This is a genomic window from Rhodoluna limnophila (genome assembly GCF_005845365.1).
Lineage (GTDB): Bacteria > Actinomycetota > Actinomycetes > Actinomycetales > Microbacteriaceae > Rhodoluna > Rhodoluna limnophila.
This window is the reverse complement of sequence record NZ_CP040509.1, coordinates 878,891-904,421: the sequence shown is the minus strand read 5'-3', so window position 1 is coordinate 904,421 and position 25,531 is coordinate 878,891. Positions and strand designations below refer to the sequence as shown.

Genomic DNA, 25,531 nt, shown 5'->3' with positions numbered 1-25,531 from the left:
ATTAGCCTCCAAGCCAGAAGCCAACGAACACTATTGAGGCGCTCAGTCCCATGATTGCAAAATCAGCTGCTGCCCAGGTGTGGGCCCGAAATCGAGTTCTAACTCCGTGTCGCGAAGCAAGTTTCACAGAGGTAAGACTGGCTATCAAGGCGATAAAAAAGCTAATTGGGGTTACTAGGTCACTCAGCCCAACACTCAGCATCGAGAAAATGGAAAAAATCATCGCAACCAGCGCTGTGAATGTTAGGAGACGAGTCTCCCTGAGCTGACCAGCTGGCACTGGCCCACGCCTTCCGAAGCCCCGAGATGCCATGCTGGCGGCCAAATCTAGAGAGCTGTCAATCGTGTCTTCCAGCGCCGGAATAATCGTGCCAGTCAGGGTGGTGACTTTTCGACTTCGCCCTCTAAGCTCGCGAGCTTTTCTGACTCTCTGGAGGCTTGAAATAAGTTGGGGCGCAAGATTAATAGCCACTACGGCTGCTGTGGCCAGCTCGTAGAGTGCTGCCGGCGTGCTCTTCAAAAGTCGTTTTGGGTTTGCCAAGGTGTTTGCCATGGCCACGGCCAGGATTATCGCTGCCAGTCGCAAGCCATCGGTTAGGCCTAAAGTAATTGACGCCAGCGATACCGGACCGAAGAGCGAGGTAAGCGTGCCAAATCCTAGATCTAGGTTGATTAGAGGAAGGTTCAAAAAGACCGGCTTAGTGGGGTCTGGAAAATTGAAAATTACTCGAAAAGAAACTCGGACCAAAATCACCAGGATTGCCAGGATTAGGTAGAGCCGAAGGGTTTGCCGCACTGCGTTTTCGGCCGCTCCAGCAGATGCGAGGGCAACGGATGTCAGGCAAATAATTGCAAGCGGGAGCCAATAGTCCTGCAAGCTTGCTGCGACAGCAAAGGACAGGCCAAGTAGCCACCAAACTCCGGGGTGTACCTGTGCGGTCAAAGTCTTGAACATGCCCTATTTGGTGTCACAGGTGAGTTGTGGAACGGACGCCGATGGTGACTGCTCGGATTCAGGTGTGTTCGGCGTGATGAACACCCAGCCCTCCGCCGCTCCGCAGGCAACTCGATTGTTCGGGTCAGCTGCACCCTGTCCGCTTCTGACCCACTCACCGGCTAGAGATTTGAAGTAGACCCAGGTGCCCTCTTGATAGCTGGGGGTGTCAAGGCAATCCTGTGCAGTTTCGGTAGGCCATCCGCCTATGCGGCAAACAAACGCTGCTGGGTATTGACTTGTTCCGGTTGGTGCCAAATCAGCTTCTTCTAACAATTGCCAGCCATTGCCCGCAAAATCTTGTAGGCATGAAACTTTGCTTTCCAGAGCTGATTCAGACCCAAAATCAATCACTAGAGTCACCCCAGAATCCAGGCAAGGCCCACTGCTGACAGCACTCGATTCAGGTGCTGGCGTGGATGCTGGGTTTTTCGAGAGGACCCCGAATAGGCCTACTGCGGCTAGCAGTAGGCCTAGGGTCAGCACTAAGCCTTTTGGCATGCTCAGTCGTTAAGAAGATCTAGGTAGCTCTTGGCAATCAGCGGTACGTATGCCTGAGAAGTGGCCATTACGTCAGCGCTGCCAGAGCTCCAGGGTACGGTGAATCCGCCGGTCGAGGCCAGCTTAGATTTGAGCCAGATTCGGTAAGGCTTAGCCTCCACTAGTTTTCCGGCAGCCTTCAGTCCCATTGCCACGTATGCCGTGCCGTTTACGTCATATCCGTAGTCGGACTCAATGTGGCTGTCGCCAGAGTCGGTTTTACGGACATAGCTAAGCGCCTTGCCAATTGCTGTCGAACGAGCTTTGTCTTCTGTGGTGTTGCCGAACCAGCGGCGTAGTGACAGGGCCTGCAGTGCAAGGCCGGTGGCTTCAGCCGAGCTGGCGGTTCCGAACGAGCTAAAGCCGCCATCTGTGTTTTGGCGAGTGATCAGCTTTTGAATTACTTTGTTGGCCAGAGTGTGCTCGAGGTAGGCGTTCAAACCCAAAGCAACCCAGGCGTAGTCAAAGTCGTTGGTTGCGCCGTAGACGGTGCCGTCGGCAGCAATTCGGGTCTTTAGTTCTTTGAAGATCTGGTACTGCAGATACTCAGCTGGCACTTCAAGTGCTCGAGACACAAACAGGTACTTGCCCGCCAAACCGACATTTAGGGTTTTGTTGGCATCGGTGTTGAAAACATAACCTGTGCGGGTGACCACGTCACCGACCACCGATTTTGTGTTGAGCAAGTACTGTGCCTTGGTGCCAAGTTTGGCCAGATCGTGCCCGCCAGCATTCAGCTGAAGCAAGGCCTCGATCGACATGCCAAAATCTTTTGACCCTGCGCTGAAGCCGGCTAGATATTTTCCGCTCACAAACTTGCCGCTCAGGTATGAAACGGTGGTTTGGTATGGGGGAGCCGCAACTGCCGCCGTTGGCGCAACGAGTGAGAGTGTGGTGGTTATTGATGTGATTGCAACAAGTTTGCGCAATCCAGATTTAGTTCCAAACATTTTGAAACCTTTCGCTTTATGCGATCTGAATGCGAAGACGAAAGGTATGGAACCATTCGACTCCGACCGTAGACCTCGACGGTGAATAAGGAGTCAATTGCTGTCAGGCAGGCATTCCGACTTACCAAAAAGGCTTACGGTTGCGGGTCAGCGCCGGATTCTCACCGGACTTTCCCTGCTCTAGGCAAAAGGGTTGCTGGTTTAGGGCAACTGCGTCCAATGTAGCAGTCTTGCCTGCGACAGCTCTACGGCAGCGGCAGATTGTTACCGATTAGTGCAAAGCCAACAAAGGAAAACGCATCTAGCAAAAAGTGCGCCACGACCAAGGGTGTTAGGCGACCCCATTTTTTGTATGCCAGTCCGAAAACCAATCCCATTAACAAGTTGCCGACAAAACCGCCGAAACCTTGGTAGAGGTGATAGCTGGCTCGAAGGATCGAACTAATCCAAAGCTGTTTATCCCAACTAAAACCAATTTTTTCGAGACGGTCGAATAAGAATCCAACCACTATGACCTCTTCAACCAGGGCAGCTTTGACTGCGGCCAAGAGAAGCACCGGAACAACCCACCAGTAATCGGGCAACTCGGCTGGCAAAATCTTGCTCGAAAGCCCCAATAGTCGAGCAGCTACGTAAAGGCCGATTCCGGGTATGCCAATAAGTGCGGCTAGGCCAAAGCCTCGGGTGATCCAAAACGATGGTTTTTCGAAAGTTAGCGAAAGGCGTTTGAGCGGGTTGCCGTCAGATTGCCAAACCAAGTACAAGGCCAGCGCAACCGGGGCCAGACCAAACGTGATTCCCAGTATTTGATACGTGAAATCAAGCCACTCGGCCCGCGCCAGAGATGGATTGATGCTGGTGGTCTGACCAGCCAGGCCAGATGGAGCAGTCAGTTTGTTGATCAGCGAGACAGTTGAGTAAACAGCCGAGGCTCCTAAACTAAGGGCCAGCACGATCCAGATCTCAACTTTGAAGTTTGAAGATTTACTCATGGTTCACCGCGTCGTCCGTCACATCCCTAGGCTAACTGCCTTTGTCCCGATAGAATAAGAGGGCAGGGGCTCAAAGATGCAATTCTGCACCCCCTAATTAATTTCTGTGCCAGCTTTGATTTGCTTGGCGCGCTCAAAAGAGGATGTTCCTATGGCTCAGGCCACCAGAGATGATTTGCGCAACGTTGCGATTGTTGCCCACGTAGACCACGGTAAGACCACTTTGGTTGATGCCATGCTTCGCCAGACCGGTTCGTTCAGTGACCACGCCGCCGTTGGCGAGCGCGTTATGGACTCGGGTGACCTTGAGCGCGAGAAGGGTATTACCATCCTCGCCAAGAACACCGCGATTGCCTACAAGGGCGACCACTCAAACGGTAAAGAAATCACCATCAACGTAATTGACACCCCGGGTCACGCTGACTTCGGTGGCGAGGTTGAGCGCGGTCTATCAATGGTTGACGGCGTTGTTCTTTTGGTTGACGCGTCTGAAGGCCCATTGCCACAGACCCGATTTGTTCTTCGCAAGGCTCTAGAAGCCAAGCTTCCTGTAATCCTCTTGGTTAACAAGACAGACCGTGCCGATGCTCGCATCGACGAGGTCGTTGAAGAAACCCACGACCTGCTTTTGGGTCTAGCTTCTGACCTCCACGACACCGTTCCAGACCTAGACATCGATGGCATCCTCGAGTTGCCAATCATTTACGCATCAGGACGAGCCGGAATCGCATCGCTAACCAAGCCTGCTGATGGCACCCTGCCTGAGGGTGAAAACCTAGAGCCGCTATTCGGCGCAATCATGCAGTACATTCCTGCACCGCAGTACGACGACGAGGCTCCGCTACAGGCGCACGTCACCAACCTAGATGCTTCTCCGTTCTTGGGTCGTTTGGCGCTGCTACGTATTTTCAACGGCACCCTTCGTAAGGGCCAGCAGGTTGCGTGGGTTCGCCAAGATGGCACTACTCAGAACGTGAAGATCACCGAGCTTCTAAAGACCAAGGCGCTTGAGCGCTTCCCGACCGAAGAAGCCAACCCAGGTGACATCGTTGCTGTTGCGGGTATCGAAGAGATCACCATTGGTGAAACTCTGGCCGACCCGAACGATGTTCGTCCGCTGCCGATGATTACCGTTGACGACCCAGCCATCTCGATGACTATTGGTATCAACACCTCCCCGATGGCCGGTCGTGTTAAGGGTGCAAAGGTTACCGCTCGACTTGTAAAGGACCGCCTTGACAAGGAGCTAATCGGTAACGTTTCGCTGAAGGTTTTGCCTACCGAGCGTCCAGACGCATGGGAAGTTCAGGGTCGTGGAGAGCTTGCACTTGCAATTCTTGTTGAGCAGATGCGTCGCGAAGGCTACGAACTAACCGTTGGTAAGCCGCAGGTAGTTACTAAGCGTATCGACGGCAAATTGCACGAGCCTTACGAAGACCTAACCATCGACGTGCCAGAAGAGTTCTTGGGTGCAATGACCCAGTTGCTTGCTGCCCGCAAGGGTCAGATGACCAACATGGTGGCTAACGCAACCGGCTGGACCCGCATGGAGTTCCGTGTGCCAAGCCGCGGTCTAATCGGTTTCCGCACCGAGTTCCTAACTCAAACCAAGGGAACCGGTATCGCCAACGCGATCTCAGCTGGATACGACGCTTGGGCTGGCGACATCACTACCCGTAACAACGGCTCTCTTGTAGCTGACCGTGCCGGTGTGGTAACTCCGTTTGCAATGATCGGTCTGCAGGAGCGCGGTTCGTTCTTCGTTCAGCCAACCAGCGAGGTTTACGCAGGTATGGTTATCGGCGAGAACTCACGAGCAGACGACATGGAAGTCAACATCACCAAAGAAAAGAAGCTCACCAACATGCGTGCTTCTTCTTCAGATGAGTTCCAGTCACTGACCCCGCCACGCACACTTTCACTTGAGGAGTGTCTAGAGTTTGCTCGCGAAGATGAGTGTGTTGAGGTAACCCCTGAGGCTACCCGCATTCGCAAGGTTGAGCTGGACTCAAACCTTCGTGCTCGTCTAGCCTCGCAGCGCAAGAACGCCAGCGAAGGCAAGTAGTAAATCTCGAAAAGTCCCCGGCCGCTTAGGTGGTCGGGGATTTTTTTGTAATCGCCTAAAGTGTTTGTATGGCAAAGGCAAAGTTCAATCCAAAACGTCTCTTCATCGTGCATGCGCACCCAGATGACGAAAGCCTCTTCACCGGCCATGTAATTGCAGACACTGTGGCCAAGAAGGCCGAGGTAATGGTTTTCACGCTCACTCGCGGTGAGCGAGGCAAGGTGAAGCTTGATGAGCTTCGCGCCCTCGAAGGTAACCTGCAGGCCATGGGCTCCTTCCGAGCCACCGAATTACGCGAAGCCTTGGCTGCTTTTGGAAATGTGCGCCATGGATTCGCCGGAACTCGCGCCTATCTTGATTCGGGCCTTCGGATTAACTCGATGGGTAAGCCTGCAAAACCTCGAGACCTAGATGAAATGGCGTTGTCTGCCGCAGCAACATCGGTGATTGCCGATGACATCGCCAAGGCAATATCAGATTTCAACCCCGATGTGGTCTTGACCTACAACAGTCGAGGCGGCTTTGGCCACCCGGACCACAAAATGGCATTTGAAGCAACTTCGATGGCTATTCGCCGAATCATCAAGCAGAAACGTGGTCGTGCGCCTGAGTTTTGGGTAATTGCAGAACCGCGTGAGCGCTTTGACATTGAAATCGGTGATGCCAAGACCGCGTTGGTCAAGAAGGCGGCTCTAGAGGCGCACGCTAGCCAGGTCGCAGTACACGCAGAGACATATTCGGTCGTGCCGGGCAAAGAAATCCGTTATGACCGCCCTGAGCGGCTCCGCAGACAGACAATTAGTCGGTTTGCTCACTGGAAGCCATTCCTTTCGTCGTTCTGGGCCCTCCCTCTGGGTGTGCTTTTTGCCTTTGCTGGCACGATGCTTCACCAGGTGCGGGCCAATGACCCAGCTCAAACGCAGCTGGGGCTCATCGTGGCTCTGATCATGACAGCATCGATCGCGCTGGGCCTGCGTCTTATGCGTCGATCCAGGGGAGCCCTGTATTTGCTCACCGCGGGCCTGAGCGCGACTATTTTTTGGCTATCTCAGAGGCAACCCGGCGGGGAGCTCTTCATTCCGGGCAATGACATTGGAACCTTTTGGGCCTTTGGCTCGATCGGAATTTGTGCCTTTATTATTCTTTTTCCCCGTGTTCAACCGGGTGCTTGGCGCAGAAGTTCGCGCGGGCATCGTTAAACTAGAACTTAGAAGCGAAAGGATCACCCATGACTTATGTAATCGCGCTACCTTGCGTTGACGTCAAGGACAAGGCATGTATTGAAGAGTGCCCAGTCGACTGCATTTACGAGGGTGACCGCATGCTTTACATCCACCCGGATGAGTGTGTTGACTGTGGTGCCTGTGAGCCTGTTTGCCCGGTCGAGGCAATCTACTACGAGGATGACCTGCCATCGCAGTGGTCTGACTACTACAAGGCCAACGTAGAGTTTTTCAGCGAGATTGGTTCACCAGGCGGAGCTGCCAAAGTCGGCAAGCTTGACCTAGACCACTCGGTAATCACCGCCCTTCCGCCACAGGGCGAGTAATAGTGTTCGATCGACTGCCCGAGTATCCGTGGGAGCAGCTAAAGCCATTCGCGGCCAAAGCAGCTCTTCACCCAGGTGGCGCAGTCGACCTATCTGTTGGATCCCCGGTTGATCCAACTCCATCGATTATTCAAGATGCTCTCAACGCGTCTTCAAACGCACCCGGATACCCTTCAACCGGTGGCTCGCCAGAGTTCAAAGCCGCCGTGGTCGAGTGGTTTGAGCGCCGCCGAGGAGTTCCAGGTCTAAAGCCTGAACAGGTCATGCCGACCATCGGTTCTAAAGAGTTGATTTCTTGGTTGCCGCTGTTGATGGGGCTTGGTCCGGGCGATGTCGTGGTCCAGCCAAAGGTGGCCTACACGGCCTATGTGGTTGGTGCTGCACTATGTGGGGCCGAGATTATTTCTGAGGATGACCCTGCCAAGTGGCCAAGCAACGCAAAGTTAATTTGGATCAACTCTCCGGGCAACCCGGATGGTCGAGTTCTTGACGTTGCCGAGATGAAGGCCGCCGTTGACCGCGCTCGCGAATTGGGTGCCCTGATCGCCAGCGACGAGTGTTATGCCGAGCTGGGCTGGAATGAATGGTCAGAAAAGTTAATCCCATCCGTTCTTGATCCTCGCGTTTGTGGCGGCTCTCACGAAGGTGTTTTGGCTGTTTATTCGCTGAGTAAGCAGTCCAACATGGCGGGCTACCGCGCTGCATTTGCTGTTGGCGAGGCCTCGCTTATCAAAGGCCTAGTAAACCTTCGTATGCATTCCGGCCTCAACACACCAGGCCCGGTTCAGCGTGCCATGGTGGTAGCCCTCGGAGATGAAGACCACGTAGCTGCTGAGAAAGAGATCTATCGAGAGCGCCGCGATATCCTTTTGGCAGCGGTTCGCGATTACGGTTTTGAGCTTTCAGACAGCGACGCTGGCCTGTACCTATGGGCAACCCTTCACGAGGATTGCTGGCAAACCGTTGACCGAATGGCTGAGCTAGGAATCGTCGTGGTTCCAGGAACCTTCTATGGCGAACACAGCACAGAGCACGTTCGTTTTTCTATCACGGCAACCGACGACAAAATCGCTGAGGGAGCGCGCAGGTTGCGCGATGCCATAGGCTTGAAGAACGCCTAAAAAGGCATAACACCAGCAGTAGGAGCTTCGATGACCTCGAGCGACAAAGTAACGATTACTTACGGCAATACCACCGCCGAGTTTCCAGTTATTTCAGCCGTAGACGGACCTGATGCTGTCGACATTTCAAAGTTGACAGCCACAACCGGTCTTACCGCTTATGACCAGGGTTTCGTTAACACCGCATCAACCAAGTCAGCCATCACCTTTATCGACGGTGCCAATGGCATTTTGCGTCACCGCGGTTACCCAATCGAGCAATTGGCCGGCAATAAGAGCTTTCTAGAAACTGCCTGGTTGCTCATCTACGGTGAACTACCTACCGCCGAAGAACTAGGCGGCTTCGAAGAGCGCATCCGACGACACACGCTGGTTCACGAGGACCTTAAAAACCTTTTCCAGGCAATGCCTCAGAACGCTCACCCAATGGCTGTGCTTGCTGCTGGTGTTTCTGCGCTATCAACTTTCTACCAAGATTCTTTGGATCCGCACGACCCAGAGCAGGTTGAGCTGTCAACGATTCGCCTGCTGGCAAAGTTGCCAGTTTTGGCTGCCTACGCACACAAGAACAGCATGGGTCAGGCTTTGCTTTACCCAGATAACTCACTTTCTTACGTTGAGAACTTCTTGCGCCTGAACTTTGGCAACATGGCCGAGGAATACGTTCAGAACCCAGTGGTAACCAAGGCTCTCGACACGCTCTTGGTGCTGCACGCAGACCACGAACAGAACTGCTCAACTTCAACGGTCCGCCTTGTTGGATCAAGCCAGGCAAACCTGTTTGCATCTATCTCTTCTGGCATCAACGCCCTGTTTGGTCCGCTTCACGGCGGTGCCAATGAGGCTGTTCTTGAGATGCTTACTCAAATCCGTGAATCGGGAGAGGGTGTTCAGTCATTCGTCAACCGAGTAAAGAACAAAGAAGACGGAATTCGTCTGATGGGCTTCGGTCACCGCGTTTACAAGAACCTAGACCCGCGTGCTCGCATCGTTAAGGCAACCGCCGATAAGGTCCTTGCTGAGCTCGGTGTGCAGGACCCTCTGCTGGACATCGCTAAGGAACTTGAGGGCGTTGCGCTGGCTGACCCTTATTTCCAGGAGCGCAAGCTTTACCCGAATGTGGATTTCTACACCGGTGTAATCTACAAGGCGCTTGGTTTCCCTCCGCACATGTTCACCGCACTGTTCGCGATGGGTCGACTACCTGGATGGATCGCTCACTGGCGCGAAATGAATGTGGATCCAGCGACCAAAATTGGCCGCCCACAGCAGATTTACATCGGCCAAGAGGAACGAAACCTAAAAGGGTTTTTCCACTAGCCAATAAAAAAAGACCTCCCAGCGGGAGGTCTTTTTTTATGAACTTATTCTGACTTGTTCAACCAAAAAACCGTGGTGTCGCCGTAGTTCTTTTCTTCGTCCAATTCAAGGCCTGCTGGTAGTTCAACCGAACCACTTCGGCTTGATCGCTCCAGCATGACGATTGCGTCTGAAGCAAGTCGCGGAACCAGGGCGGTGAGGTTTTCGGAAACCTCTTCGTTGCTTATTTCATAAGGCGGGTCGATGAAAACCACATCGTATTCGAGGGCATCGGTGCTCAAGAATGAAGAAACGGCTTTGTTGGCAACCTTGGTTACCTGGTCGTAGAAACCCTCTTTTTCCATGGCCTTCTGGATCATCTGCGTGTTTTTTACACAGACCGCAGCGGCTTTGCCATCGCGCTCGACCATCATGGCAAAAATAGCTCCGCGACTGATGGCCTCAAGGGCAAGTGCGCCGGTTCCGGCATAAAGATCCAAAACACGTTTATTGTCCACCATGTCGCGAGCTTCAAGGCGGTTGAAAATTGCCTCACGGATGCGGTCGCTGGTTGGCCGGGTTGATTTTGCTGGGCTGGCGAGTTGTCTCGAGCCAGCTATTCCGCCGATGATTCTTGTCATAACTTGCCAAGCCTACCTTCTGTAGCGCTCGGGTCGGCGAAGATAGAAGCATGCTACTGCCGACTGAGCCACTAGACCGAGTCCTCGGGGACCGCACGGCCAAGTCGTTTGCCAAACACCTCGGCTTGAAAACCGTCGGTGACCTCCTCATGCATTTTCCCCGGCGGTATGCATCCCGAGGTACGCTAACCCCGATCAGCGAAATTCCTTTGGGGGAGCCGGCCACCGTTGTTGCCGATATTTTGGAAGTCAAAGAGCGCCGCATGAAAGGGCGCAACGGCAGCATCCTAGAAGTTCTAATTACTGACGGTCACGGCAAAATGACCCTCACGTTCTTCAATCAGGCCTGGCGGCAAAAAGAGCTAAGGCCAGGTCAGCGGGGGCTGTTTGCCGGAAAAATCGGAAGTTATCAGGGACGTCTGCAGCTGGCTCACCCGGATTACGAACTCTTCCCCGAAGAGATCTCAGATGCCGAGGCCAAGCGCTGGGCTGATTTACCGATTCCGATTTACCCGGCAGCCTCAGCCGTAACCACGTGGGCCATTCAGCGCAGTTTGGCAATAGTTCTAGACACTCTCGCGCCAATCGTTGATGAATTACCGGATGCCCTGGTGCAACGACTTGGTCTGTTGCCCCTTCATGAGGCCATTCAAAAGATTCACCGTCCAGAAGTTCATGAGGATTGGCGCACCGCCCGCGACACTCTCAAGTATCACGAGGCTTTTATGCTTCAGATCACGCTGCTAACCCGCAGAATTCAAAACCAACATGTGCGGGCCACTCCTAGAGTCGCTAGAGCCAATGGCGTGCTTGCCAAATTTGATGCGACCTTGCCCTTTACCCTCACAAATGGTCAGGTATCCGTGGGCAATCAAATTGCCGATGACCTTGCTCGAGCTCATCCGATGAATCGTTTGCTGCAGGGTGAGGTTGGTTCAGGAAAAACGTTGGTGGCGCTTAGGGCCATGTTGGTTGTAGCTGATGCCGGGGGCCAGTCAGCGCTCCTAGCTCCTACTGAGGTACTTGCTGCGCAGCATTTTCGCTCGATTCAGAAAACTCTGGGTGAAGACCTTAGTAAGGAGTTGGGGCTCACTTTGCTAACCGGCCAAATGCCGGTAGCTGACCGCAAGAAGGCACTCTTGCAGTTGGTCAGTGGCAAGGCTCAAATCGTGGTCGGCACCCACGCGCTGATTTCTGACAAAGTTGAATTCCTAGACCTCGGCCTTATTGTTGTCGACGAACAACATCGATTCGGGGTTGATCAGCGCGAAGCCCTGAGACTAAAGGGCAAATTACCGCCACATGTTCTAACTATGACAGCCACTCCGATTCCGAGAACCCTAGCAGTCACGGTATTCGGTGACCTCGATGTGTCTACGCTCACGGAACTCCCTGCCGGAAGACAGGGCATCACCTCGCACGTGGTTCAACTAGCCCAGGCGCCGCTGGTGGCCCGGACTTGGCAACGGATTGCCGAAGAGGTCTCAAATGGGCGTCAGGCCTTTGTGGTGTGTCCAAGAATTGATGAGGACGACCCGGGAGAGGAACTCCTTGAATCGGGCGGTGCCGCTGAGGATGAACTTACCTTCTCGGATGGCGCTGACCAGGCTGCACTGGAGCTGGCCAAGAAACCACGTCAGATGCTTTCGTCAGCCATTGGAATGACAGACTCGCTTCGGTTAAATCCCGCTCTCAAGGGGCTGCGAATTGAGACCCTGCATGGTCGAATGTCAGCGGAAGAAAAGGCCGATGTCATGGCCAAATTTGCGGCTCGCGAGATCGATGTTCTGGTGTCCACTACCGTGATCGAAGTTGGAGTTGACGTTCCGAATGCCACGGTCATGGTTGTCTTGGATGCCGACCGATTCGGGGTGAGTCAACTACATCAGTTGCGTGGTCGCGTCGGCCGAGGTGGAAATCCGGGTTTGTGTCTTCTGCTCACCTCCGCAGAGGAGGGATCGCTTGCTCTTGAACGAGTAAAGGCAGTGGCGTCTACTCTTGACGGTTTTGAACTAAGTGAAATTGACCTCGAGTTAAGGCGCGAAGGTGATGTGCTCGGTCAGAACCAGTCGGGCGGGCGCTCGAGTCTTCGGCTACTTCGAGTGATTCAAGACGCCAAGCTGATTCAGGCAGCAAGGGTCGACGCTGAACAACTGCTTGAGGCTGATCCAACTCTCGAAAAGTCACCGGCAATAGCGCAAGTTCTGGCTAATCAAGATTCTGTGCGACAGGCCAACCTGGCCAAGTCTTAGGTAACCTTGTCCTATGCCAACAATTGCCGTGTATCCGGGGTCTTTTGATCCAATAACGTTCGGGCACCTTGATATCGCTGAGCGCGCGGCCAAGCTTTTTGATGAACTGCACATCCTGGTGGTTCATAACCCGGCAAAGTCACCAAGATTCAGCAGTGAAGAGCGTGTGGAACTTGTTCGAGCAAGCCTGGCTGAGGTTGGTATTGAATCCAAGAAAATCACTGTCGATACTCTGGACTCAGGATTGCTGGTCAATTATTGCCGCATGGTAGGCGCTGCAGCTTTGGTAAAAGGGTTTAGAACCAGTGTTGACCTCGACTACGAATTGCCGATGGCTCAGGTAAACCGCGATTTGGCTGATGTCGAAACCTGCTTCATTCCGGCCGATCCAATCCACGGTCACATTTCGAGCACCCTGGTCAAGCAAGTTGCTGACCTTGAAGGCTCGGTTCAGAAATATGTTCCCGAGGTAGTTGCCCGTGCGTTAGCCTCTTCTTCGGCGAATAGAAAGGCAAAGGGCTAATGGCTGCTTCTCCGTACCTAATTTCAGTGCGTGACATCATGCACAAACCCGGCGCCATGCGCGAATACAAGTTGGACATCATCACAAACTCTGAGTTTGGCGAGGGTATCGCCAAGGTCGTTGAGGGCGTTGAACTCGATCTAGACATCCGTGTCGAGTCAGTTCACGAGGGTATTTTGGCCACCGGCGAAGTGTTTGTCGATGCCGATGCCGAGTGCAGCAGATGCCTAGAACCGCTGACACTGCCGATTGAGGTAGATTTTCAAGAGCTTTTCGCCTATTCTTTAACTAACGAGGATGACTATGTTGTCGAAGACGAAGAAATCGATCTTGAACAAGTTATCCGTGATGCGGTTGTTCTAAGCCTCCCGTTCCACCCGGTTTGTAGAAAAAACTGTCTTGGCCTGTGCCCAGAATGCGGTGTGAAGTTGGCTGAGAATCCTCATCACGTGCACGAAGCCGCTGTAGATACGCGTTGGAGTGCCCTGGAAAGCTTCATAAAAAAGGAAGAGTAAGTACCATGCCAGTACCAAAGAGACGCCTCTCACGAGCACGCACTCACGCACGTCGTTCACAGTGGAAGGCTGCCGAGGTTACTCTCGTCAAGACCATTGAAAACGGCAAGACCGTCTACAGCCTGCCTCACCGCGCAAAGCTTGTAACCGACTCAGCCGGCAACGCGCTGTTCATGGAGTACAAGGGCCGCAAGGTCGCTGACGCGTAAAACTTTTTAAGGTCACGCGATGAACCTCAACGTTCTATGCAATCGCTTAGGCGTTGACCTCGAGCCTCAGCTGCTCGAGCTCGCACTGACTCACCGCTCGTATGCGTACGAGAACGGCAACCTACCCAACAACGAGCGCCTAGAGTTTCTAGGCGACTCAGTGTTGGGTTTTGTTGTTACATCTCACATTCACGATCTTCTAACCGACCTATCAGAGGGCGAACTCACCAAAGTAAAAAACGCAGTCGTCTCAGCGCGTGCCCTCAGCGGCATAGCCGCAGAGCTGGGTGTCGGCGATTTTTTGAGGCTAGGCAAAGGCGAAGAGCAAACCGGTGGGCGTACCAAACTAAATTTGCTTGCCGATGCCTTTGAGGCAATCCTCGGGGCAATTTACGTTTCTAAGGGTCTAGACGCTGCCCAAGAATTTGTTGCCCGATTTGTGTTTCCGCTGTTGAGCGACACTGATTCTCTGCGTGAAAACAGCGATCCAAAAACAACCCTGCAAGAGCGGTTTCAAGCGTCAGGCAAGCCAGTGCCGGCCTATGTCACCACTCATGAGGGGCCCGATCACGACCGAGTCTTTTTTGCGAAGGTTTCTTCAGGGGATCGCTTGCTAGGTGAAGGTCAGGGGCGGTCACGAAAGAGCGCTGAAACCGAGGCCGCCATCGATGCTCTAGCAAAACTCGTTGCTAAATAATGCCTGAGTTACCAGAAGTTGAAACTGTCCGTGCTGGTTTGGCGCCAGCGCTAACCAACGCAACTATCACCGCTATCGACATCCTGGATGTGAGGTCGCTCAAGCGTCATCCGGGTGGACCAGATGATTTCAAGGCCACGCTAATTGGTTCAAAAATTCTGGGTGTTGTCCGTCGTGGAAAATTTCTCTGGTACCCGCTCGAGACAACCAAAAACTCTGAACAAAACCTTGCCCTAGTCGGACATCTGGGTATGAGCGGTCAAATGTTGCTGCGTACCCCTGGTTTCACCGAAGACAAATTGACGCGCGTTGTAATTCATGTCCGGAGTCTGGACGGTAGCCCCTATGAATTTAGATTTGTAGATCAGCGCCTCTTTGGTTCGCTGGCTATCGACCGCTTAGTGCCGACCGACGATGGCAAGCCTGGCGGTTTCAGTGCTGGAGTTGGTGAGGGGCAGTGGTGGCAAAACCTGATTCCGGAACAAGCGGCGCACATCCGGCGAGACCCGCTGGACGAGAATTTTGATGTACAGCAGGTGACAGCAAAATTCAAGAAAAAGAACTCTGGAATCAAGCGGGTCTTGTTAGACCAGCAGACACTTAGCGGAATTGGCAACATCTATGCTGATGAAGCCCTGTGGCGGGCCAAACTTCATTATGACCAACCTGCCGCTACCTTGACGCCGGCTAAGTCCAGTGAGCTTTTGGCGCACGTGCACGAAATTCTGACTGACGCCGTTGCTGAGGGCGGAACAAGTTTTGATGAGCAATACAAGAATGTAAATGGAGAGAGCGGCTATTTTGCCGTTTCGCTCAACGCCTACGGCATGACCGGAAATCCGTGTAAGCGTTGTGGAACACCAATTCGGCGCGATAGCTGGATGAACCGAGGTTCGCACTTCTGTCCAAAGTGCCAAAAACTGCGCTAAAAGTGGGGTATTTTTGACCTTTACGGCAATTTTGTCGAAAGTCGATTTTTAGCAATGAGGGGCAGGTGGCAGCTTGTACTTAAAGAGCCTCACCCTCAAGGGATTTAAGTCATTCGCACAGCCGACCACATTTGCCTTTGAACCTGGCGTAACCGCGGTAGTTGGGCCAAATGGTTCCGGTAAATCCAACGTAGTTGACGCGCTTGCCTGGGTGATGGGTGAGCAGGGCGCCAAGAGCCTTCGCGGTGGCAAGATGGAAGACGTTATCTTTGCTGGCACCAGCACCAAAGGTCCGCTTGGTCGAGCCGAAGTAATTTTGACCATCGATAACTCCGATGGCGCTCTACCGATTGACTACACCGAAGTAACCATTTCGAGAACCCTGTTCCGCAACGGTGGAAGCGAATACGCGATCAACGGCGAGCCGGTCAGGTTGTTGGACGTTCAAGAATTGCTGAGCGACTCAGGTCTTGGTCGCGAGATGCACGTTATCGTCGGGCAAGGTCAGCTGGATTCAGTTCTTCGTGCCACGCCAGAAGAACGCCGCGGATTCATCGAAGAGGCTGCTGGAATCTTGAAGCACCGCCGCCGCAAAGAAAAGACTCAGCGCAAGCTTGAGGCGATGCAGGCTAACCTGACCAGACTCAACGATCTAGCGGGCGAGGTGCGCAGGCAGCTCAAGCCGCTTGGCCAGCAGGCAGAAGTTGCCCGAGAAGCGCAGGGCATCGCCGCCGTTGTCCGAGATGCAAAAGCCCGTATTTTGGCGGCAGACATCACAGAGCTCCACCGAGCACTCGAGGAAACCGCCAAGAGTGAGTCGGATCGACGCGGTGAGCGCAACATCCTGCAGGAATTGCTCTCAGAAAACACAGCTCGCTTGGCTCAGCTGGAGGCAGCCCAAGTATCGACCGAACTCGACCAGGCTCGCAATTTGGCTTACCAGTTCGACTCGCTGGCGGAACGTCTCCGGTCTCTGCTCTCTATCGCAAATCAAAAGGTTGCTCTTTTGGGCTCGCAGGCTGAGGTCTCTGGTGCGCAGGTCGACCCAGCATCAATTGAAGCCGAGGCGCTTGCTGCAGAGGCAACAGCAGTCGAATTAGCGCAATCGGTCGAGGTCTTGCAAAAAGCACTCCACGAGGCTGAAAAGTCTAGAAGTGAAGCGCGCGATGTTCTGGAAAAGTTTGACAACGAAGTTGCCGAGGCCAACGCGCTGATCTCGAAGTTTGACCTAGACAAGGCCAGACTGGCCAATGAAGCAAATATTGCAGAATCGCGGCTTGCCAGCCTAAGGGGAGAGGTTGTTCGTCACCAACAGGCGCTCGCCGAAGCCAATGAGCGCTTGGAAGCTCGTAAAGCCGAGTACCAACATCTCGAAAGTCAGCTGCAAAACCAACAGTCACCGGCTGACAATGGTCTCGAACTTAGGTACGAAGCGGCCCAAAAGGCGGTTTCGGAATCGCAGGCTCGAATTGAAGTACTTCGGGATGAAATCCATGTGGCAGAGCGCGAGCGTGATTCGCTTGCGGCAAAACGCTCGGCCTTGAACCTAACCCTGGAACAAAAAGATGGCACTACCGAGCTGAGCGCTGCGGGATTGCGCGGTATCCGTGGGCTAGTAGCAAGCCACATGAAGATTCAAAAAGGGTTTGAAGTTGCTGTTGCTGCGGCACTCGGTTCACTGGCTGATGCCTTGGTCGCCGATTCTCGCGACGAAGGCCTGTCGGCCATCGAGCACCTCAAGAAATCTCAGGGTGGTCGAGTTGAGTTGATTATTGCTGACGTGGATGGTGGCAAAAACAGCCCTGATGTGCCAAAACTTGCCGGTTCCCGCGCCGCCTCAGAAGTTGTCGAGGCCCCTCAGGGCATCCTAAACCTGCTTTCCGGTGTGGTCCTTGTTGACAGCATCGATGCAGCCAGAGCCTTGTATGCCTCGGACGCCAACGCCAACAAGTTCACTCTTATTACGCTCGAGGGTGACGTCCTCTCGGACAACATCATCCGTGGTGGGTCTTCTAATAAGCCTTCAAAAGTTGAGCTTGTTGCTCAACGCGATGCAGCTGAAAAGCGTTTGGCTGAGGTTACCGATCTAGTTGAAAAGGGCCGTGCTGAACTTGCTCAGGCGCGTTCGACTGAAGAGGCAGCAAAGCAAAGCTCCAAAGATGCACTGGCGGCCCTGAATGAGCACGATGCAGCCCTGGCAACGAATGCTGAGCGCCTAGGCCGTTTGCGAGTTCAGGTTGAGGCTTCAGAAGCCGAAGTTGCCAGACTTGGCCGAGTTGCCGAACAGGCAGCGCTTGGAATTGGCGAGGCCGAACGTCAACTAAACCAAGCAATCGTCGATCACGATGAATTTGCAGCGCGCGAGCGACCAACTCTCGATTTGGCAAACCGTCAGACCCTGGCTGAAAACTTGGAGCAGGAGCGCCAGCGCGAACTTGAGTTGCGCGTGGATTTGGGCGCTGCAGTTGAGCGAGTTCGGGTCGAGACTGAGCGGGGTCGTAACCTCCGATCGCAGGTACGTGAAGCTCAAGTTGCCATCGAAAAGTCAAAGGCGGCTGCAGCTGCACAAAAGGCACAGCTTGACTCAGCCCAGCGAGTTTTGGACGCTCTACCGATCGTCATGGAAGCCGTAGCAGAAAGCGCAACCCAGGCGAGAGTCCGACTTCACGAGCTGGAAACCGCACGCGCCAATCAAAACGCTGAACTGGTTAAGCTTCGCGGAGAAACTGCCGAGATTCAGATGAAACTCGCAGCGCTCACCCAAAACGTTCACGACATGGAATTGGCAAACCATGAAAAGCGTCTAAACCTATCGAACCTGGTTTCGCGAGCTAACGATGAGCTCGGTATGGAGCAGTCGATTCTGCTGGCTGAATACAATCCAGAGTTGCCGATTCCAGACGAAACTGCCGAGGGTGGGTTCAAGTCCTTTAACCGCGATGAGCAGTCGAAGCGCCTACGCGAAGCCGAGCGACTATTTGAAAAATTGGGTCGAGTAAACCCACTCGCACTTGAAGAATTCGCAGCTCTTGAAGCAAGACATAAGTTCCTCACCGAACAGTTGGCAGACCTAACCCAGACTCGTAAAGACTTAATGCAGATCATCGAAGACCTGGATGCAAAAATGCAGGTGATTTTTGCCGACGCCTTTGAGGACACCCGCAAAGCCTTCGAGCAGGTATTCCCAACGCTGTTCCCAGGCGGAACCGGCTCGATATTCCTGACCAACCCAGATGACATGCTCACCACTGGCTTGGAAGTTACAGTCAAGCCAGCCGGCAAGCGCATCGAGCGCCTGTCTTTGCTTTCTGGTGGTGAGCGTTCATTGGCTGCTGTGGCTCTCATGGTGGCAATTTTCAAAGCGCGCCCTTCGCCGTTCTACGTCATGGACGAAGTTGAAGCTGCGCTGGACGATGCCAACCTTGGCCGGTTGCTTCAAATTTTCGAAGACCTTCGCTCTAACTCGCAGTTGATCATCATTACGCACCAAAAGCGAACCATGGAGATTGCCGATGCGCTTTATGGAGTCTCGATGCGCCAAGACGGTGTTTCTGCCGTGGTCGGTCAACGTCTGCTAGAGAAGAGCAAATAAAGTGGCCGGCTTTATGTTCTGGAAGAAGAAGCGCGGGGAAGAGGCGCCGGTTGAAGTCCGCGTGGCATTGGACGCGCCAGATTCCTCTGAATCACTAATAGTTGACGAACCAATTGTTGTTGAACCTGAACTGGTTGCTATTGAACCTGAACTGGTTGCAGTAGAGCTTCCAAAACGGAGCTCTCGCAAGGGAATTAGGTCGCTTTTTAGTCGGGTCAAATTTGACCCAGCAAACCTCGATGAACTTGAAGACATTCTGATTCAAGCCGATTTTGGACTAGACGCCGCAGTTGAAATTGTTGACGAAGTAAAGCGCCAGGCCAAGGCATCAGGTGCAGAGTCTGAGCAGGAGCTCAAGGACATACTTGCCGGTGTAATTGCGGGTGCGCTGCAGCGTGACGACGCAGCACTAAACCTAAGCGATGGAAAACTTCCCTACGTTTTTCTAGTCGTGGGTGTGAACGGCGTTGGTAAAACCACAACTATCGGCAAGCTCGCAAACTGGCTGACCGAAGGCGAGTGGTCGGTGTTTATCGGAGCGGCAGATACCTTTAGGGCTGCTGCTGTTGATCAGATTGCTACCTGGGCTGAGCGAGCCGGAGCTCAGCTGATTAGGCCTAAGCAAGAGGGGCAGGACCCTGCTTCGGTGGCATTTGAGTCGGTCGAGGCAGCGATTAAAGCCGATGCCGACATCGTCATCATTGACACCGCTGGGCGGCTTCAAAACAAAATCGACCTCATGGGCGAACTTGAAAAAATTCGCCGGGTGATTGAGAAGCAGGCTCAAATTTCTGAGGTTCTTTTGGTCCTCGACGCCACTACTGGTCAAAATGGGCTGGCCCAGGCCAAGGCCTTTGCCGAAGTAGCCAAAGTTACCGGCGTAGTGCTCACCAAACTTGATGGCACCGCCAAAGGCGGCATTGTCTTCTCAATCCAGCGCGAGCTTGGCATACCAGTGAAACTGGTCGGAGTTGGCGAGGGCATTAATGATTTTGCCTTCTTCGATGCCGGCGAATTTGCACGCGGACTAGTTAGTTAGGAAAAGCCCGTATGTTCGGAAATCTCTCAGATCGCTTGATCGATACTTTCAAGAACCTTCGCAGCAAGGGAAAGCTAAGCCCGGCTGACATCGATGCCACCCTGCGCGAAATTCGCCGCGCACTGCTCGAGGCTGACGTAGCTCTAGACGTAGTCAAGGCCTTCACCAGTTCGGTTCGCGACCGTGCGCTGGGTGACGAGGTTTCTAAAGCACTAAACCCGGCTCAGCAGGTAGTTCAAATTGTGAACGAAGAGTTGGTGCAAATTCTTGGTGGCGAGCAAAAGAAGCTGTCTTTCGCTAAGAACCCACCGACTGTCATCATGCTGGCCGGTCTCCAGGGTGCCGGTAAAACCACGCTTGCCGGAAAGCTGGCTAAGTGGTTGAAGGACCAGGGGCAAACCCCAATTTTGGTTGCAGCCGACCTTCAGCGCCCAAATGCTGTAAACCAGCTACAAGTGGTTGGCGAACGCGTAGATGTTCCCGTATTTGCGCCCGAGCCAGGCAACGGCGTAGGTAATCCGGTAAAGGTTGCCCAAGATTCAATCAAGCACGCCAAGCAAAAGATGTTCAGCGTGGTGATTGTCGACACAGCCGGTCGCCTGGGTGTTGACGAAGAACTGATGCAGCAGGCATCAGACATCCGTGCGGCCGTTGACCCAGATGAAGTCATGTTTGTCGTGGACTCAATGTTGGGCCAGGATGCCGTGAACGTTGCCAAGGCTTTTGACGAGGGTGTTGGAATCACCGGCGTTGTTTTGACCAAGCTTGACGGCGATGCCCGTGGTGGTGCTGCGCTTTCGGTTGCCTCAGTTACCGGCAAACCGATTATTTTTGCGTCGAATGGCGAGGGCATTGATGCCTTCGAGCCGTTCTACCCAGACCGCATGGCCAGCCGAATTCTGGACATGGGTGACGTTCTTACCCTGATTGAGCAAACTCAGAAAACCTTCGATGAGGCCGAAGCACGGGCCATGGCTGAAAAGCTGGCCAAAGATGCTTTCACACTTGAAGACTTCATGGAGCAAATGCAGCAGCTGCGCAAAATGGGCTCACTCAAGAGCATGCTCGCAATGATGCCGGGTGCAGGTCAGATGCGTCAGCAACTTGATAACTTCGATGAGCGAGAAATTGACCGTACCGAGGCAATCATCAGATCGATGACGCCTGCAGAACGTCGCCAGCCAAAGATCTTGAATGGTTCTCGCCGCGCCCGTATTGCAAAGGGTTCCGGCATGACCGTGACTGATGTTAACTCTCTGGTCAACCGGTTTGAACAGGCAGCCAAGATGATGAAGACGGTTGCCAAGGGAGGTGTGCCACAGATGCCGGGTATGCCGCAGATGCCGGGCATGGGCTCGTTTGGTGGCGGGAAGTCAAAGTCAAAGGACAAGAAAAAAGGTTCCAAGTCTGGAAACCCAGCCAAGCGCGCGGCTGAGGAGGCGGCGCGTCTGGCGGGCAATAAACCTGGTTCAGATGCAACGGGTTCTGCCGGTTCTGCATTTGGATTGGGAAACTAGCCCGAGAAACTAGCGCCAGAGGCGAATTTCTGGCAGAATAGAGCGGTTGTCGCCGTTTGACCCTCTAACCAAACGATTACGACAACCCCTAGAGCTTTTTCACCGAGTGTGCCCCCACGCTCACGGTTGAACGTTCGCACCATTACGAAAATCAGGAGCAATCGTGGCTGTAAAAATCCGCTTGAAGCGCATGGGTAAAATCCGCGCGCCGCACTACCGCATCGTTGTAGCAGACTCACGCACCAAGCGTGACGGTCGTGCCATCGAAGAAATTGGTCGTTACATTCCGACCGAGAACCCATCACTTATCGAGGTCAACTCTGAGCGTGCTCAGTACTGGCTAAGCGTTGGCGCACAGCCAACTGAGCAGGTAGCAGTGCTACTAAAGCTCACCGGTGACCTACAGGCTTCACAGGGCGACAAGTCAGCAAAGAACACCGTTCAGACCAAGGCTCCAAAGGCTGAGTTCATCGTTGACGGTGCCAAGAAGACCGTTCTTCGCCCAAAGGCTGAGATCAAGGTTGCACCAGTTGAGGAAGCAGCTCCAGCAGCTGAGGCCGCAGCTGAGGACGTAATTGCAGAGGCTGCTGACGCAGCTGAAGAAGCAGTCCAGTCAATCGAAGATGCAGTTGCAGACGCAGCAGACGAGGCCGTTGAGGCTCCTGCTGCTGAAGAAGCTGCTGTTAACGAAGAGGCTTAATAAGTGCTAGCCGCTGCGCTCGAACACCTAGTCAAAGGCATCGTTGACAATCCAGACGATGCAACCGTGACTGCACGATCAACCTCGCGAGGAGACTTGCTAGAGGTTCACGTGCACCCAGATGATCTGGGTCGTGTGATCGGGCGCAACGGCCGCACTGCCAAAGCGCTCCGTACGCTAGTGAACGCCCTAGCCGACGGTAAAAAAGTCCGCGTAGACGTGGTGGACACAGATTTCTAGCAAGACTACGCTCCGAGTTGGCCGTTTGGTCAAGGCCCACGGCCTAAAGGGAGCGTTCAAACTCGAACTATATACAGACAGCCCAGATGTGCGTTTTGCACCAGGTGCTGTGCTGAAACTTCAGGTACCTGACTCCTCCCCATGGTTCGGTAAAACCGTAACCGTAAAAGAGTTGCGCTACTACAACCAAGCACCGGTCTTATTCCTAAATGAGGCCGAAGACCGCACCGCTGCTGAGACTCTGATCAAGGCAATTCTGCTGGTTGATGCCGATGTAGAGGTTCTACCTGAAGAGCCAGATGCCTGGTACGACCACCAACTGATTGGCCTTAAGGTCATCAGAGATGGTGCACTGATCGGTCAGGTAATCCGTGTTGATCACCTGCCAGCCCAGGACTGCCTGGCAATCAAGACCGAGACCGGTGAGGTTCTTCTACCTTTCATCAAGGCCTTCGTGCCGACCGTGGATGTAAAAGCCGGTGAAGTGGTTGTAACGCCTCCTGGCGGACTTTTCGAAGAGCTTTCAGAGGCCTAAAAATGCGCATCGATGCCGTCACGATTTTTCCTGACTACTTCAATGCACTGGATCTTTCACTGCTGGGTAAGGCCCGTGAAAAGAATCTGATTGAATTCACCGCACATGATCTGCGCGACTATACACATGACAAGCACCGCACTGTTGACGACAGCCCGTACGGCGGCGGGGCCGGAATGCTAATGAAGCCCGAGCCTTGGGGTGAGGCACTCGATGCGATTCTTCCGGCCGATGGCGACTGCACCGTGATTTTTACCTCTCCTGCGGGAGAGCAGTTTAAGCAGGCCACCGCTTATGAGCTTGCTAACGAAAAGCAGATTGTTTTTGCCTGCGGACGCTACGAAGGCATTGACCAACGTGTCGTTGATTACGCCGCTACAAAAGCGAAGGTTCGACTTATTAGCTTGGGCGACTACGTGTTGAACGGCGGTGAGGTTGCTGCGATTGCAATGACTGAGGCCATAGTCCGTCTGATTCCTGGCGTGATTGGAAATGCCGAGAGCCTGATTGAGGAATCTCACTCTGACGGTCTTTTGGAATACCCAAGTTACACGAAGCCCGCTTCTTGGAGGGGTTTTGACGTACCTGAGGTTTTGACCAGCGGAAATCACGCCGCAATTGCCGCGTGGCGACGTGAGCAACAAATCGAACGCACGCGCCGGGTGCGGCCAGACCTGCTGGATAAATAACCCCTACCTTTGCTTGTTCGCTGGGTTCCGGCTAAACTAGAAAAGTTGTTTGCCACATGATGCTCTGCCGCAGGGGAGTTTGGCTAAAAGAACAACAAATCGAAACCTAACCCGTTGTTGACCTGCGTGCAGTAACAGAGAGTGATTCAAAATGCACATTCTTGATTCAGTAGACGCAGCGTCGCTACGTTCAGACATCCCAGCTTTCCGCGTTGGTGACACCGTCAAGGTTCACGTAAACATCATCGAAGGTAACCGCAGCCGTGTCCAGGTTTTCCAGGGCATCGTTATCCGCCGCTCAGGCGAGTCAGTTCGCGAGACCTTCACCGTTCGTAAAGTTTCTTTCCAGGTTGGCGTTGAGCGTACTTTCCCAGTGCACTCACCAGTACTTGAGAAGATCGAAGTTGTAACCCGCGGTGACGTTCGCCGTGCGAAGCTTTACTTCTTGCGCGACCTTCGCGGTAAGAAGGCAAAGATTGCTGAAAAGCGCGACAACATCTAATACGCTCTACGTATGACAGACCTCGGGCAGTTTGAAAGCCCGCAAAGAAAAGCACCACGCAACTTCTATCAATCAAAATTGAAGCGGTTCCGGAAGAACGTTTTCGTCTCCTTCCTGATCGATTTGGTCGTGATTGTTGGGTTTGCGTTGGTGCTTTCTTTGTTAATCAAGACATTCCTAATTCGTTCGTTTTTCATTCCCTCGGGCTCAATGCTCGAGACCCTGCAGATCGATGACCGAATCATCGTGAATGAATTAGTTCCCGATCTGATTCCGCTTCAGCGCGGAGATGTGGTCGTGTTCAAGGACCCAGGTGGCTGGCTTGGTTCTCCCATTGAAGTTGAAAAAGATCCGGTTGCTTCGGGCATCGAATGGTTCCTGTCAGCATTTGGCTTGACCGCGCCTGATAGCAGTCAACACTTGGTAAAGCGGGTCATCGGATTGCCGGGTGACCATGTGGTTTGCTGTGACGTTGATGGAAAACTCACCGTAAATGGGGTTGCCATCGACGAAACCTACATTGCCCCGGGTTCTGAACCTTCACTGATCGACTTCGATGTGGTTGTCCCAGAGGGCTCGGTCTGGGTCATGGGTGATAACCGCGATAACAGTCAGGATTCTCGCTTCCACGGTGACCTACCCAGCAAGGGTTTTGTCTCTAAAGACTTTGTCGTAGGTCGCGCTTTTGTGGTCAGCTGGCCATTTGAAAACTGGCAATACTTGGATAATTTTCCAGATGTCTTCAAAGACGTTCCCAACCCTTAGTCGAGAAAAAGAACTGTGGGCCAGCGGTTCACGGTTTGTAATCGGCATGGATGAAGTTGGTCGCGGCGCCATTGCCGGACCGGTTGCAGTTGGCGTCGCGCTGATCGACCGTTCAGACCCCCGTGCAAGTGCGCCGTGGCCTGCGCAGCTCTGCGATTCGAAACTAATCAGCGAAAAAATTCGGAATCAAATTGTGGGTCCCGTAACCGAATGGGTGGTCGGATCGGCTGTTGGTATGGTTTCCGCGGCAGAAATTGATTCAAACGGAATCATCGCGGCCCTGGCAAAGGCCGGTGCACTGGCTCTGGATGATCTGCTTGCCGAAGCACACCTGCGTGCCCAAATTGTTCAAGACGGCGCCACAATCATCCTTGATGGTTCACATAACTGGTTGGGAGCTATGGCCAGTGGAATACCAGTCTTAGTGCAAACTAAAGCCGACCGCGACTGTGTTTCGGTCGCAGCAGCATCGGTGATTTCAAAGGTTCAACGAGACAATTTCATGATTCGGTTGGCTAATGAGACACCGGGATACCTCTTCGAAGGCCACAAGGGGTATGCGTCGGGGGCTCACATTGACGCAATTCGCACGCTTGGCTCCTCGGTGCATCACAGGCAGACCTGGTTGACAAAGATTTTGGCCGATGGGCAGCTTGAGGGCATTGGTGAATAGACT

Annotated in this window: 26 protein-coding genes and 1 riboswitch; of the genes, 21 read left to right on the top strand and 5 right to left on the bottom strand. The window is 53.5% G+C overall.

Annotation, left to right across the window (positions count from 1 at the left end; all coding sequences use genetic code 11):
* Position 1: 1 nt before the first annotated feature.
* The 4 genes from FFA38_RS04405 to FFA38_RS04390 form a co-directional block, all read right to left on the bottom strand.
* Positions 2-955 (bottom strand): energy-coupling factor transporter transmembrane component T, encoded by a 954-nt coding sequence (locus FFA38_RS04405; RefSeq protein ID WP_138315659.1) that lies wholly within the window; start codon positions 953-955, stop codon positions 2-4.
* Between the two features lie 3 nt (positions 956-958).
* Entirely contained in the window at positions 959-1,495 is a 537-nt protein-coding gene (locus FFA38_RS04400; RefSeq protein ID WP_138315658.1) for a hypothetical protein, read from the bottom strand.
* A 2-nt stretch (positions 1,496-1,497) separates the two neighbouring features.
* Positions 1,498-2,484: a prenyltransferase/squalene oxidase repeat-containing protein gene (locus tag FFA38_RS04395; protein WP_138315657.1), complete on the bottom strand. Its 987-nt coding sequence runs from the start codon at positions 2,482-2,484 to the stop codon at positions 1,498-1,500.
* Positions 2,485-2,573: 89 nt separating this feature from the next.
* Positions 2,574-2,713: riboswitch (cobalamin riboswitch) on the bottom strand.
* A 16-nt stretch (positions 2,714-2,729) separates the two neighbouring features.
* Positions 2,730-3,476, bottom strand: a complete 747-nt coding sequence (locus FFA38_RS04390; protein WP_138315656.1) for a CPBP family intramembrane glutamic endopeptidase — start codon at positions 3,474-3,476, stop codon at positions 2,730-2,732.
* Positions 3,477-3,627: 151 nt separating this feature from the next.
* Between FFA38_RS04390 and typA the strand changes: the two genes are divergently transcribed.
* The 5 genes from typA (at position 3,628) to FFA38_RS04365 (ending at position 9,531) form a co-directional block, all read left to right on the top strand.
* The gene (gene typA / locus FFA38_RS04385; RefSeq protein ID WP_138275578.1) at positions 3,628-5,541 is read left to right on the top strand and encodes a translational GTPase TypA; all 1,914 of its coding nucleotides are present in this window, start codon (positions 3,628-3,630) and stop codon (positions 5,539-5,541) included.
* 68 nt (positions 5,542-5,609) lie between these two features.
* The gene (locus tag FFA38_RS04380; RefSeq protein WP_138315655.1) at positions 5,610-6,740 is read left to right on the top strand and encodes a PIG-L deacetylase family protein; all 1,131 of its coding nucleotides are present in this window, start codon (positions 5,610-5,612) and stop codon (positions 6,738-6,740) included.
* 29 nt (positions 6,741-6,769) lie between these two features.
* Positions 6,770-7,090 carry a ferredoxin gene (gene fdxA, locus FFA38_RS04375; RefSeq protein ID WP_138275576.1) on the top strand — a complete coding sequence of 107 codons (321 nt, stop codon included), beginning with the start codon at positions 6,770-6,772 and terminating at the stop codon, positions 7,088-7,090.
* Positions 7,090-8,211 (top strand): succinyldiaminopimelate transaminase, encoded by a 1,122-nt coding sequence (gene dapC / locus FFA38_RS04370; protein WP_138315654.1) that lies wholly within the window; start codon positions 7,090-7,092, stop codon positions 8,209-8,211. The genes fdxA and dapC overlap by 1 nt, the downstream gene beginning before the upstream one ends.
* A gap of 30 nt (positions 8,212-8,241) precedes the next feature.
* On the top strand, positions 8,242-9,531 hold the full coding sequence (locus tag FFA38_RS04365; RefSeq protein ID WP_138275574.1) for a citrate synthase: 1,290 nt from the start codon (positions 8,242-8,244) through the stop codon (positions 9,529-9,531).
* A gap of 44 nt (positions 9,532-9,575) precedes the next feature.
* Here FFA38_RS04365 and rsmD read toward each other — a convergent pair whose 3' ends face one another.
* On the bottom strand, positions 9,576-10,151 hold the full coding sequence (gene rsmD / locus FFA38_RS04360; RefSeq protein ID WP_138275573.1) for a 16S rRNA (guanine(966)-N(2))-methyltransferase RsmD: 576 nt from the start codon (positions 10,149-10,151) through the stop codon (positions 9,576-9,578).
* Between the two features lie 50 nt (positions 10,152-10,201).
* Between rsmD and FFA38_RS04355 the strand changes: the two genes are divergently transcribed.
* From FFA38_RS04355 to FFA38_RS04280, 16 genes are all read left to right on the top strand, one after another.
* Positions 10,202-12,403 (top strand): ATP-dependent DNA helicase RecG, encoded by a 2,202-nt coding sequence (locus FFA38_RS04355; protein WP_138315653.1) that lies wholly within the window; start codon positions 10,202-10,204, stop codon positions 12,401-12,403.
* A 13-nt stretch (positions 12,404-12,416) separates the two neighbouring features.
* Positions 12,417-12,926 carry a pantetheine-phosphate adenylyltransferase gene (coaD, locus tag FFA38_RS04350; RefSeq protein WP_138315652.1) on the top strand — a complete coding sequence of 170 codons (510 nt, stop codon included), beginning with the start codon at positions 12,417-12,419 and terminating at the stop codon, positions 12,924-12,926.
* The gene (locus tag FFA38_RS04345; protein ID WP_138275570.1) at positions 12,926-13,441 is read left to right on the top strand and encodes a YceD family protein; all 516 of its coding nucleotides are present in this window, start codon (positions 12,926-12,928) and stop codon (positions 13,439-13,441) included. The genes coaD and FFA38_RS04345 overlap by 1 nt, the downstream gene beginning before the upstream one ends.
* 5 nt (positions 13,442-13,446) lie before the next feature.
* Positions 13,447-13,650 carry a 50S ribosomal protein L32 gene (gene rpmF / locus FFA38_RS04340; protein ID WP_138275569.1) on the top strand — a complete coding sequence of 68 codons (204 nt, stop codon included), beginning with the start codon at positions 13,447-13,449 and terminating at the stop codon, positions 13,648-13,650.
* A 19-nt stretch (positions 13,651-13,669) separates the two neighbouring features.
* Positions 13,670-14,347 carry a ribonuclease III gene (gene rnc / locus FFA38_RS04335; protein ID WP_138315651.1) on the top strand — a complete coding sequence of 226 codons (678 nt, stop codon included), beginning with the start codon at positions 13,670-13,672 and terminating at the stop codon, positions 14,345-14,347.
* Positions 14,347-15,276, top strand: a complete 930-nt coding sequence (gene mutM, locus FFA38_RS04330; RefSeq protein ID WP_138315650.1) for a bifunctional DNA-formamidopyrimidine glycosylase/DNA-(apurinic or apyrimidinic site) lyase — start codon at positions 14,347-14,349, stop codon at positions 15,274-15,276. The genes rnc and mutM overlap by 1 nt, the downstream gene beginning before the upstream one ends.
* Positions 15,277-15,349: 73 nt before the next feature.
* Positions 15,350-18,868, top strand: coding sequence for a chromosome segregation protein SMC (gene smc / locus FFA38_RS04325; RefSeq protein WP_138315649.1), 3,519 nt, complete (start codon positions 15,350-15,352; stop codon positions 18,866-18,868).
* A 13-nt stretch (positions 18,869-18,881) separates the two neighbouring features.
* Complete coding sequence (ftsY, locus tag FFA38_RS04320; protein ID WP_138316013.1) at positions 18,882-19,907, top strand: signal recognition particle-docking protein FtsY; 1,026 nt, start codon at positions 18,882-18,884, stop codon at positions 19,905-19,907.
* Between the two features lie 11 nt (positions 19,908-19,918).
* Positions 19,919-21,424, top strand: a complete 1,506-nt coding sequence (gene ffh, locus FFA38_RS04315) for a signal recognition particle protein (RefSeq protein ID WP_138315648.1) — start codon at positions 19,919-19,921, stop codon at positions 21,422-21,424.
* Between the two features lie 163 nt (positions 21,425-21,587).
* Positions 21,588-22,124: a 30S ribosomal protein S16 gene (gene rpsP / locus FFA38_RS04310; RefSeq protein ID WP_138315647.1), complete on the top strand. Its 537-nt coding sequence runs from the start codon at positions 21,588-21,590 to the stop codon at positions 22,122-22,124.
* 3 nt (positions 22,125-22,127) lie between these two features.
* Positions 22,128-22,364 carry an RNA-binding protein gene (locus FFA38_RS04305; protein ID WP_138275562.1) on the top strand — a complete coding sequence of 79 codons (237 nt, stop codon included), beginning with the start codon at positions 22,128-22,130 and terminating at the stop codon, positions 22,362-22,364.
* Positions 22,357-22,899 carry a ribosome maturation factor RimM gene (gene rimM, locus FFA38_RS04300; RefSeq protein ID WP_138315646.1) on the top strand — a complete coding sequence of 181 codons (543 nt, stop codon included), beginning with the start codon at positions 22,357-22,359 and terminating at the stop codon, positions 22,897-22,899. Before FFA38_RS04305 ends, rimM begins: the two co-directional genes overlap by 8 nt.
* A gap of 2 nt (positions 22,900-22,901) precedes the next feature.
* Positions 22,902-23,588: a tRNA (guanosine(37)-N1)-methyltransferase TrmD gene (gene trmD, locus FFA38_RS04295; RefSeq protein WP_138275560.1), complete on the top strand. Its 687-nt coding sequence runs from the start codon at positions 22,902-22,904 to the stop codon at positions 23,586-23,588.
* Between the two features lie 151 nt (positions 23,589-23,739).
* Positions 23,740-24,090, top strand: a complete 351-nt coding sequence (rplS, locus tag FFA38_RS04290) for a 50S ribosomal protein L19 (protein WP_138275559.1) — start codon at positions 23,740-23,742, stop codon at positions 24,088-24,090.
* Between the two features lie 12 nt (positions 24,091-24,102).
* Positions 24,103-24,855: a signal peptidase I gene (gene lepB, locus FFA38_RS04285; RefSeq protein ID WP_138315645.1), complete on the top strand. Its 753-nt coding sequence runs from the start codon at positions 24,103-24,105 to the stop codon at positions 24,853-24,855.
* Positions 24,827-25,528 (top strand): ribonuclease HII, encoded by a 702-nt coding sequence (locus FFA38_RS04280; RefSeq protein ID WP_138315644.1) that lies wholly within the window; start codon positions 24,827-24,829, stop codon positions 25,526-25,528. The genes lepB and FFA38_RS04280 overlap by 29 nt, the downstream gene beginning before the upstream one ends.
* The last annotated feature ends 3 nt before the right edge of the window (positions 25,529-25,531 follow it).

Coding starts and splice junctions, on each gene's coding strand:
- FFA38_RS04405 (WP_138315659.1), bottom strand. CDS start 955: ATGTTCAAGACTTTGACCGCACAGGTACACCCCGGAGTTTGGTGGCTA.
- FFA38_RS04400 (WP_138315658.1), bottom strand. CDS start 1,495: ATGCCAAAAGGCTTAGTGCTGACCCTAGGCCTACTGCTAGCCGCAGTA.
- FFA38_RS04395 (WP_138315657.1), bottom strand. CDS start 2,484: ATGTTTGGAACTAAATCTGGATTGCGCAAACTTGTTGCAATCACATCA.
- FFA38_RS04390 (WP_138315656.1), bottom strand. CDS start 3,476: ATGAGTAAATCTTCAAACTTCAAAGTTGAGATCTGGATCGTGCTGGCC.
- typA (WP_138275578.1), top strand. CDS start 3,628: ATGGCTCAGGCCACCAGAGATGATTTGCGCAACGTTGCGATTGTTGCC.
- FFA38_RS04380 (WP_138315655.1), top strand. CDS start 5,610: ATGGCAAAGGCAAAGTTCAATCCAAAACGTCTCTTCATCGTGCATGCG.
- fdxA (WP_138275576.1), top strand. CDS start 6,770: ATGACTTATGTAATCGCGCTACCTTGCGTTGACGTCAAGGACAAGGCA.
- FFA38_RS04365 (WP_138275574.1), top strand. CDS start 8,242: ATGACCTCGAGCGACAAAGTAACGATTACTTACGGCAATACCACCGCC.
- rsmD (WP_138275573.1), bottom strand. CDS start 10,151: ATGACAAGAATCATCGGCGGAATAGCTGGCTCGAGACAACTCGCCAGC.
- FFA38_RS04355 (WP_138315653.1), top strand. CDS start 10,202: ATGCTACTGCCGACTGAGCCACTAGACCGAGTCCTCGGGGACCGCACG.
- coaD (WP_138315652.1), top strand. CDS start 12,417: ATGCCAACAATTGCCGTGTATCCGGGGTCTTTTGATCCAATAACGTTC.
- FFA38_RS04345 (WP_138275570.1), top strand. CDS start 12,926: ATGGCTGCTTCTCCGTACCTAATTTCAGTGCGTGACATCATGCACAAA.
- rpmF (WP_138275569.1), top strand. CDS start 13,447: ATGCCAGTACCAAAGAGACGCCTCTCACGAGCACGCACTCACGCACGT.
- rnc (WP_138315651.1), top strand. CDS start 13,670: ATGAACCTCAACGTTCTATGCAATCGCTTAGGCGTTGACCTCGAGCCT.
- mutM (WP_138315650.1), top strand. CDS start 14,347: ATGCCTGAGTTACCAGAAGTTGAAACTGTCCGTGCTGGTTTGGCGCCA.
- ftsY (WP_138316013.1), top strand. CDS start 18,882: ATGTTCTGGAAGAAGAAGCGCGGGGAAGAGGCGCCGGTTGAAGTCCGC.
- ffh (WP_138315648.1), top strand. CDS start 19,919: ATGTTCGGAAATCTCTCAGATCGCTTGATCGATACTTTCAAGAACCTT.
- trmD (WP_138275560.1), top strand. CDS start 22,902: ATGCGCATCGATGCCGTCACGATTTTTCCTGACTACTTCAATGCACTG.
- rplS (WP_138275559.1), top strand. CDS start 23,740: ATGCACATTCTTGATTCAGTAGACGCAGCGTCGCTACGTTCAGACATC.
- lepB (WP_138315645.1), top strand. CDS start 24,103: ATGACAGACCTCGGGCAGTTTGAAAGCCCGCAAAGAAAAGCACCACGC.
- FFA38_RS04280 (WP_138315644.1), top strand. CDS start 24,827: ATGTCTTCAAAGACGTTCCCAACCCTTAGTCGAGAAAAAGAACTGTGG.